This window comes from Actinotalea ferrariae, from assembly GCF_019733465.1.
Lineage (GTDB): Bacteria > Actinomycetota > Actinomycetes > Actinomycetales > Cellulomonadaceae > Actinotalea > Actinotalea ferrariae_A.
The window spans coordinates 1-9,163 of the sequence record NZ_JACVQL010000172.1 but is presented as its reverse complement, the minus strand read 5'-3'; the positions used below and the strand labels follow the sequence as shown (position 1 = coordinate 9,163).

The window sequence follows — 9,163 nt, the reverse complement described above, 5'->3', positions numbered from 1 at the left end:
GGCCTCGTCGAGGCGGCGGCCGGCCTCGCCCTGGTCGCGACGCTCGCGAGCGCGCTGCGGAGCGCGTTCGGCGAGGGCGCGACGTCGGCGACGGTGCCGGCCGCGGTCACCTTCCTCGTGACCGCCTCCGGCCTCCAGCTCGCGGGCGTCGGGTCGGCGTTCTGGGGCCTGCTCGTCGGCATCGCGCTCGCTGCCCTGCTCCGCCCACGCACGTCGGCGCAGCGTTCCTGAGACGACCGTCTCGCCATCTGGCACGTCCGCCCGCTCTTCTTGCGTGCGCGACGCGGGTGCCCCTAGCCTCCGTGATGTTGGTCTTGCCCACTGGGCAGCCCGTCTCAGGATCCGATACGGACCGGGACCCGATGTGGAGGGAGGTAGCGCCATGCTCCAGCTCGACCGTCACCGCGACGTGATGATGGCGCTCCCGATGATGACCTCCCCCTGTGGCTGCTGTTGCATGCCACGCGCTGGCGCCTGACGAGCCGCTCCTCTCCCGAGCAGGCACGCACGGTCCGACGACGCACCTCGGTCGCCAGCGCTCACCCCAGCCCCTCCGCCCGATCCCCCGCGCGGTCCGGTGCGAGCCTGCGCTCGCCCGGCGGCACCCCCTGAGGACTCCCATGGCGATCACCGCCCCCATCACCGTGCGCTCGCACCCTGCCCACCCCGTCGCGGTGCGCGGCGTCGGGCGCACCTTCCCGCCCCGCGACCGCGGCGGCCGGGCCAAGGCCGTCCTCGCCGACGTCGACCTCGACATCGCCGCGGGCGAGATCGTGGCCCTGATCGGCGCGTCCGGCTGCGGCAAGTCGACGCTGCTCCGGCAGGTCAGCGGGCTCGACGCGCCCACGGCCGGGCAGATCCTCATCGACGGCACGCCGGTGGCCGGGATCGACGACCGCTGCGCCGTCGCGTTCCAGGAGCCGCGGCTGCTGCCCTGGCGCACGCTGGCGCAGAACGTCGCGATCGGCCTCCCGCGCGGCACCGACCGCACCGCGGGCGCGCAGCGCGTCACCGAGCTGCTCGAGCTCGTCGGGCTCGGCGAGTGCACGGGCTACCGCCCGCGACAGGTCTCGGGCGGCATGGCGCAGCGGGCGTCGCTCGCCCGTGCCCTCGCCCGGAACCCCGGCGTGCTCGTCCTCGACGAGCCGTTCGGCGCCCTGGACGCCCTGACCCGGCTCAAGATGCAGGACCTGCTGCTCGAGGTCCACGCCGCCGAGCCGACGACCGTGCTGCTCGTGACGCACGACGTCGACGAGGCGCTCTACCTCGCGGACCGCGTCGTGCTGCTGGGCCGGCCCGACGGCGCGCCGACGTCGGCCCCCGCGGGCGTGCGCAGCGTGGTCACCGTGCCGGGTGCCCGCCCCCGGGACCGTGCCGACGCCCAGCTCGCGCTCCTGCGCGCCCAGCTGCTCGAGGGACTCGGCGTGCCGAGCCACCACGTCGCGCACGACGCCGACGCGCACCACTCGATCTGACCGGCCGACGGATCGCCCCGCGGTCCCGGCGCACGACCGCACGACGTACGACACGCACGACGCCCCACCAGTCCCGACCGACCAGCCCCCGGTCCGGCCGCACCGGCCGACCGCTCGCCCAGGAGAACCCATGAAGATCCGCACCGCCCTGTCCGTCACCGCGGCCTCCGTCGCCGCCGCCCTGATGCTCGGTGGCTGCGCGGCAGGCGAGGGCTCGGCCACCATCGAGGAGGCGCCCGAGCCCGCGGCGTCCGCGGGCGAGGAGGGCTGGAGCGACGACGTCCTCAACATCGACTTCGCGACCTACAACCCGCTCAGCCTCATCATCAAGGAGCAGGGCTGGCTCGAGGCCACGCTCGGCGACGACGTCACCGTGAACTGGGTGCAGTCGGCCGGCTCCAACAAGGCCAACGAGTCGCTGCGCGCCGGTGCGGTCGACGTCGGCTCCACCGCCGGCTCGGCGGCACTGCTCGCCAAGGCCAACGGCTCCCCGATCCAGACCATCGGCATCTACACGCAGCCGGAGTGGTCGGCGATCGTCGTCCCGGCGGGCTCCGACATCACGTCGGTCGAGCAGCTCGCGGGCCGCTCGGTCGCCGCGACCAAGGGCACGGACCCCTACTTCTTCCTGCTGCAGTCGCTCGAGGAGCACGACGTCGCGCTCGGCGACGTCGAGGTGCAGAACCTCCAGCACGCCGACGGCAAGGCGGCGCTCGAGTCCGGTGCCGTCGACGCCTGGTCCGGCCTCGACCCGCTGATGGCGGCGAGCGAGGCGACGGCGGGCTCCCAGCTCATCTACCGCAACATCGACTTCAACACCTACGGGTTCCTCAACGCGACCGAGGAGTTCATCACGACGAACCCCGACCTCGCGCAGGTCGTGCTCGACGCGTACGAAAAGGCGCGCGAGTGGGCGATCGAGAACCCCGAGGAGACCGCCGAGATCCTCTCGACCGTCGCCGCGATCGACCTCGAGGTCGCGGAGAAGGTCATCCTCGAGCGCACCGTGATCGACCTCGACGTCGTCCCGGGCGACACGCAGCGCGCCGTGCTCGAGGTCGTCGGCCCGATCTTCGTCGAGTCCGGCGACGTCCGGGCGCAGGAGGACATCGACGCCGCGCTCGACGGCCTCTTCAACACGGAGTTCGCGGAGAACGCCGACCCCTCGACGATCGCCGAGTGACCCCCGGGTCGGGCCCCGCCGCGCGCGGGGCCCGACCCGTCAGCACGGCCCGGCACGAACCCAGCACGAGCCCCACGGCGGAGGAGCCGACAATGACCATTCCCGGGAGCATCGGGACCGGGCCGGTCGTCGACCGGCACGGCAAGCCGCTGCGCGCGCTGAACCAGTTCGACGCGCGCGCCGAGGAGCCGGTCGCGGTGCAGGACGACGCCCCGCCGGCCGAGGTCCTCGTGACCGAGCACGGCACGGCCGCGGTCGAGCGCCCGCGACCGGGCTCGCGTGCGAGCGGTCGGGTACGGCGGATCGGCCTCTCCCTCGTCGTGCCCGTGCTGCTGCTCGTCGCGTGGCACGTCGCGACGGAGGTCACCGGCACGTTCGCCTCCTACGAGCTGCCCTCCCCCGGGTCGGTCGTCGCCGCGGGCGTCGAGCTCGCCACGCGGGAGAACGGGCCCACCTTCTTCACGCACATCCAGATCTCGGTGCAGCGCGTCCTGATCGGGTTCGTCATCGGGTCGGTCACGGGGCTCGCCGTCGGCGCCCTCGTCGGCCTGTCCCGGCTCGCGGACGGGCTGCTCGCCGGCACGGTCGGCGCCGTGCGCGCCGTCCCGTCCCTCGGCTGGGTGCCGCTGCTCGTGCTGTGGATCGGGATCAACGAGGACTCCAAGGTCCTGCTCGTCGCGATCGGAGCGTTCTTCCCCGTCTACACGACGGTCGCGTCCGCGCTGCGCCACGTGGACCCGCACCTCGTCGAGGCCGGACGCGCCTACGGCCTGCGCGGCACGTCGCTCCTGCTGCGCGTCCAGCTGCCGGCCGCCACGCCCGCCGTCGTCTCCGGGCTGCGGCTCGCGCTCGCCCAGTCGTGGCTCTTCCTCGTCGCCGCCGAGCTCATCGCCTCGTCGATGGGCCTGGGCTTCCTGCTCACCGACTCGGCCAACAACGGTCGCGTCGACCGGATCCTGCTGTCCCTGGTCACCCTCGCGGTGCTCGGGAAGGTGACCGACGCCCTCATCGGCGTCGTCGAGAAGAGGCTCCTGCGCCGGTGGTAGACCTCAGCACCCCCCACGCCGCGACCATCGCGAACCTCCTCACGGAGGACCGCACGTTCCCGGCGCCGCCGCAGCTCGCGCGCACGGCCAACGTCACGCCGACCGACGACGCGCTGCTGCGCGCCGAGGCCGACGCGGACCACGTCGCGTTCTGGGAGCGCGCCGCCGAGCGGCTCGAGTGGGCCGAGCCGTGGCACACCGCGCACACCTGGGCGCCCGCCGTGCCGGACCCCCAGGACCCCGAGCGGCTCACCGTGCCGCGGGCCGAGTGGTTCGCCGGTGGCCGGCTCAACGTCGCGGTCAACTGCGTCGACCGGCACGTCGCCGCCGGCCGCGGGGACAAGGTCGCGCTGCACTTCGAGGGCGAGCCGGGCGACCGGCGCTCCGTCACCTACGCCGAGCTCCAGCGCGAGGTCTCGCGCGCCGCGAACGCGCTCACCGCGCTCGGCGTCGGCCGCGGCGACCGCGTCGTCGTCTACCTGCCGGTGCTCGTCGAGACGATCGTCATCACGCTCGCCGTCGCGCGCATCGGTGCCATCCACTCGCTCGTGTTCGGCGGCTTCTCCGCCGAGGCGCTGCGATTCCGGGTCCAGGACACCGGCGCGCGCGTCGTCGTCACCTCCGACGGCCAGTTCCGGCGCGGCGCCGCCGTGCCGACCAAGGCCACGGCCGACGCCGCGGTGGCGGGGCTCGAGCACGTCGAGCACGTGCTCGTGGTGGGGCGCACGGGCGAGCAGACGCCCGACGTGCCGTGGACCGAGGGCCGCGACGTGTGGTGGCACGACGTCGTCGGCAGCGCCCTGGACGTGCACGAGGCCGAGGCGTTCGACGCCGAGACGCCGCTGTTCATCATCTACACGTCCGGGACCACCGGGCGCCCCAAGGGGCTCGTCCACACGTCGGGCGGGTACCTCACGCATGCGGCGTGGTCGCACTGGGCCGTCTTCGACGCGCGCGACGACGACGTCTACTGGTGCACCGCCGACCTCGCGTGGGTCACCGCCCACACCTACGAGATCTACGGCCCGCTCGCCAACGGCGTCACCCAGGTGATCTACGAGGGCACGCCCAGCACGCCCCACCCCGGGCGCCACTGGGAGATCATCGAGCGCTACGGGGTGACGACGTACTACACCGCCCCCACGCTCATCCGGACCTTCATGACCTGGTTCCCCGACGGGCTCCCGGCGACCTGGGACCTGTCGAGCCTCCGGCTGCTCGGCACCGTCGGGGAGTCCATCAACCCCGAGGCGTGGGTCTGGTTCCACGAGCAGGTCGGTCGGGGCCGCGCCCCGATCGTCGACACGTGGTGGCAGTCCGAGACCGGCGCGGCGATGGTCGCGCCGCTGCCCGGCGTGACGACGCTCAAGCCCGGCTCCGCGACGCAGCCGCTGCCCGGCATCTCGGTGAAGGTGGTCGACGAGCACGGCACCGAGGTGCCGCACGGCTCGGGCGGCCTCCTCGTCGTCGACCGCACGTGGCCGGGCATGGCGCGCACCGTGTGGGGCGACCCCGAGCGCTTCCGCGACGCCTACTGGGCCCGTTTCGCGGCGCAGGGCTACTACTTCGCGGGCGACGGCGCGCGCTACGACGCCGAGGGCGACATCTGGCTGCTCGGGCGCGTCGACGACGTCATCAACGTCTCGGGCCACCGGCTGTCCACGATCGAGATCGAGTCGGCGCTCGTGTCGCACCCGCTCGTCGGCGAGGCCGGCGTCGCCGGCGTCGACGACCCGACGACCGGCCAGGCCGTCGCGGCGTTCGTCATCCCGGCCCGCCCGCCGGCCGCCGCCGACGACGCCGCCGCCTGGGTCGCGCACGCCGTGGAGCTCACCGCCGCGCTGCGCGCGCACGTGGCGCGAGAGATCGGGCCGATCGCGAAGCCGCGCGACGTCGTCGTCGTGCCGGACCTGCCCAAGACGCGCTCGGGCAAGATCATGCGCCGGCTCCTCGCGGATCTCGTCGCGGGGGGAAGCCTGGGCGACGTGACGTCGTTGCAGGACCCGGAGGCGCTCACCAGGATCGAGGCGGTGCTCGCCGCACGCCGCAGCCAGCAGAAGGAGACCGTGCAGTGACCGACCCGACCCAGGTCCCCGGGGACCGCCGCTGGGGGTTCCGCACGCGGGCCCTGCACGCCGGCGGCGTGCCCGACGCGACGACCGGCGCACGCGCCGTGCCGATCTACCAGACGACGAGCTTCGTGTTCAGCGACACGGCCGACGCCGCGAACCTCTTCGCGCTGCAGAAGTACGGGAACATCTACTCGCGCATCGGCAACCCGACCGTCGCGGCGCTCGAGGAGCGCATCGCGTCACTCGAGGGCGGGATCGGCGCCGTCGCGACGGCGTCGGGCATGTCGGCGGAGTTCATCACCTTCGCGGCGCTCGTCGGCGCGGGCGACCACGTCGTCGCCGCCGCCTCGCTCTACGGCGGGACGGTGACGCAGCTCGACGTGACCCTGCGGCGCTTCGGCGTCGAGACGACGTTCGTGCCCGGGACGGACCCGGCCGACTACGCGGCCGCGATCCGGCCCGAGACCAAGGTCGTGTACGCCGAGGTCGTCGCCAACCCGTCCGGCGAGGTCACCGACATCGCCGGGCTGGCAGAGGTCGCCCACGCCGCGGGCGTGCCGCTCGTCATCGACGCCACGCTCGCGACGCCCTACCTGTGCCGGCCGATCGAGCACGGCGCGGACATCGTCATCCACTCCGCCACGAAGTTCCTCGGCGGCCACGGCACCACGCTGGGCGGGGTCGTCGTCGAGAGCGGGCGGTTCGACTGGGGCAACGGCAGGTTCCCGCAGATGACCGAGCCCGTCGCGTCCTACGGCGGCGTCTCGTGGTGGGAGAACTTCGGCGAGTACGGGTTCCTGACCAAGCTGCGCTCGGAGCAGCTGCGCGACATCGGACCGGCCCTGTCGCCGCAGTCCGCGTTCAACCTCCTGCAGGGCGTCGAGACGCTCCCGCAGCGCCTCGACGCGCACCTCGCGAACGCGCGCGCCGTGGCGCAGTGGCTCGAGGCGGACCCGCGTATCGGGTACGTCAACTGGGCCGGCCTGCCGAGCCACCCGCACCACGAGCGCGCCGCGCGGTACCTGCCCGCAGGGCCGGGTGCGGTGTTCGCCTTCGGCGTGCGCGGCACCGAGGACGTGCCCGGGCGCGAGGCCGGCCGGCGCTTCATCGAGGGTCTCCAGCTCGCGAGCCACCTCGCCAACATCGGCGACTCCCGCACGCTCGTCATCCACCCGGGGTCGACGACGCACCAGCAGCTCTCGGCCGAGCAGCTCGCGGCCGCCGGCGTCCCCGAGGACCTCGTGCGGATCAGCGTCGGGCTCGAGGACGTCGAGGACATCCTCTGGGACCTCGACCAGGCGCTCACCGCCGCCGTCGGACCGGCCGACGCCGCAGCAGCCGACGTCTCCCCCACCGCTCCCGAGCCGGCCGCGGAGGTCCTGGCATGAGCTTCGTCGCACCCGTGACCACCGCCGGCGACGCCTGCGCCGTCCCCGCCGCGCCGGCCCCGACGGGGCGGACGTGGGCCGGTCCGAACGCGGGCGAGCGGCTCGCGATCCTGCGTCGCGCGCGCTCGATCGCGATCGTCGGCGCGTCGGCGAACCCGTCGCGCGCGAGCTACTTCGTCGCGACGTACCTGCTCTCGTCGTCGCCGTACGACGTGTACTTCGTCAACCCGCGGGCCACCGAGATCCTCGGCCGGCCCGTGTACCCGTCGCTGGAGTCCCTGCCCGTGGTGCCCGACCTCGTGGACGTCTTCCGGCGGCACGACGACCTGCCGACCGTCCTCGACGAGACCCTCGCGGTCGGGGCGAAGACCCTGTGGCTCCAGCTCGGGTCCTGGCACGAGGACGTCGCCCGGCGCGGCGAGGCGGCCGGTCTCGAGGTCGTCATGGACCGTTGCGTGAAGATCGAGCACGCGCGCTTCCACGGCGGCCTGCACCTCGCCGGCTTCGACACCGGCGTCATCAGCTCGCGACGCGCGCTGGGCTGAGCTCAGCCCGGCACGTCGTCGTCCGGCCACCACAGGGCGCGCCGGACGGCGACGTGCGCGTCGTCGCCCTCCCCCAGCACCGGGCAGCCCTCGGCGCGCAGGCGCCGGATCGCCTCGCCGTGCAGGTGCGCGGGCGGCCGCCCGGACGCGTTGACCACGCGCCACCACGGCAGGTCGCCTCCGGCCCGGGACATCACCTGGCCGACCTGGCGCGGGCCGCCGCGACCCAGCCGGTCCGCGAGGACCTCGGCGACCGAGCCGTACGTGACCACGCGGCCCGGGGGCACCTGCTCGACAAGGTCCAGCACGGCCTCGAGGTAGTCGTCGTCCACGGCGCCGGCCGACCGCTCAGTCCCGGTGCACGAGGATCAGCGCGCGGTCGTCGCCCTCGCCCGCGCGCACGCCCGCCAGGACCGCGTCCGCGCCGCCCGTGCGCGTGGCGATGATGCGCTCGGCCTGACCCATGAGACGGTCGATGCCCAGGTCCACGTCGCTGCCGGGGGACTCGATCAGCCCGTCCGTGTAGAGCATGACCGTGTCGCCCGCCTCCATCTGGCCCTCGTGGACGCCGAACACGGGCGCCGTCACGACCCCGAGGGCCGGCCCGCCAGGGGTGTCGACGGTCTCGATCCGGCCCGAGCCCGCGTGCAGGTGCACCGCGGGCGGGTGGCCTGCGGTGGACACCCAGAAGCGGCCCGTGTCGAGGCGCACCGCGAGGTGGATGGCCGTCGCGAACCCCTCGGACCAGTTCTGGGCGAGCAGGTAGTTGTTGGCCGCCGGCAGGAAGGTCTCTCGCGGCATCGCCCCGAGGAGCCCCCCGAAGGCACCGGAGAGGAGCAGCGAGCGGACACCCGCCTCCTGGCCCTTGCCCGAGACGTCGACGAGCACGATCTCGAGCTGCACGCCGTTCTGGCTCCGGGACGCCACGACGAAGTCGCCCGAGAACGCCTCGGCGTACGCCGAGCGCACCACGCTGTCGACGCGCCATCGCTCGGGCAGCGCCGGGATCCGCCCGTGCGCCACCAGCCGGTCCCGCAGGTCGACCAGCATGAGGTCGCTCGCGGCACCCTGGAGGCCGCGTCGCGCGCGGCTCCGCACGAAGGCCAGCCCGGAGCCGATCGCGAGCGCGATGACGATCACCTCGCCGGGCCGCAGGTGGACGAGTCCTGCGACCTGCATCCCGACCAGCTCGACGACCACGGCAGCGCAGACGACGACCATCCCGGGCAGGCGGAGGGCGAAGACCCCGAGCAGCACGACGAAGAGCATCACGCCGGGCGGGACCCACATCGGGTGCAGGGCCATGCCGGTCGCCGCCACGACCGACGCCGCGAAGAGCGCGACCGCGACGCCGCTCTGCCGGCTCACGAGCGCCGACCGGCGCGGGGCGCGCAGCCTCCGGAGCCTGCGCGGGCTGCCCACCCTCGTGCGCCGCGTGCGGCGGGGGGCGCGGG

9 protein-coding genes are annotated in these 9,163 nt (G+C 74.2%); 7 read left to right on the top strand and 2 right to left on the bottom strand.

Features of this window, described 5'->3' with window-relative positions; all coding sequences use genetic code 11:
* From ICW40_RS13815 to ICW40_RS13785, 7 genes are all read left to right on the top strand, one after another.
* A partial coding sequence (locus ICW40_RS13815; protein ID WP_221654598.1) for a benzoate/H(+) symporter BenE family transporter occupies positions 1-231 on the top strand: 231 nt, incomplete at its 5' end.
* A gap of 389 nt (positions 232-620) precedes the next feature.
* Positions 621-1,475, top strand: a complete 855-nt coding sequence (locus tag ICW40_RS13810) for an ABC transporter ATP-binding protein (protein ID WP_221654597.1) — start codon at positions 621-623, stop codon at positions 1,473-1,475.
* Between the two features lie 130 nt (positions 1,476-1,605).
* Positions 1,606-2,658: an aliphatic sulfonate ABC transporter substrate-binding protein gene (locus tag ICW40_RS13805; protein ID WP_221654596.1), complete on the top strand. Its 1,053-nt coding sequence runs from the start codon at positions 1,606-1,608 to the stop codon at positions 2,656-2,658.
* Between the two features lie 92 nt (positions 2,659-2,750).
* Positions 2,751-3,704: an ABC transporter permease gene (locus ICW40_RS13800; RefSeq protein WP_221654595.1), complete on the top strand. Its 954-nt coding sequence runs from the start codon at positions 2,751-2,753 to the stop codon at positions 3,702-3,704.
* Positions 3,698-5,779, top strand: coding sequence for an acetate--CoA ligase (gene acs / locus ICW40_RS13795; RefSeq protein WP_374199163.1), 2,082 nt, complete (start codon positions 3,698-3,700; stop codon positions 5,777-5,779). The genes ICW40_RS13800 and acs overlap by 7 nt, the downstream gene beginning before the upstream one ends.
* Entirely contained in the window at positions 5,776-7,164 is a 1,389-nt protein-coding gene (locus ICW40_RS13790; RefSeq protein WP_221654594.1) for an O-acetylhomoserine aminocarboxypropyltransferase/cysteine synthase family protein, read from the top strand. Before acs ends, ICW40_RS13790 begins: the two co-directional genes overlap by 4 nt.
* Positions 7,161-7,709 carry a CoA-binding protein gene (locus ICW40_RS13785; RefSeq protein WP_260459210.1) on the top strand — a complete coding sequence of 183 codons (549 nt, stop codon included), beginning with the start codon at positions 7,161-7,163 and terminating at the stop codon, positions 7,707-7,709. Before ICW40_RS13790 ends, ICW40_RS13785 begins: the two co-directional genes overlap by 4 nt.
* Positions 7,710-7,711: 2 nt before the next feature.
* Here ICW40_RS13785 and ICW40_RS13780 read toward each other — a convergent pair whose 3' ends face one another.
* Complete coding sequence (locus ICW40_RS13780) at positions 7,712-8,041, bottom strand: MGMT family protein (protein ID WP_221654593.1); 330 nt, start codon at positions 8,039-8,041, stop codon at positions 7,712-7,714.
* Between the two features lie 16 nt (positions 8,042-8,057).
* On the bottom strand, positions 8,058-9,163 hold a 1,106-nt coding region (locus ICW40_RS13775), incomplete at its 5' end, for a PP2C family protein-serine/threonine phosphatase (protein ID WP_221654592.1).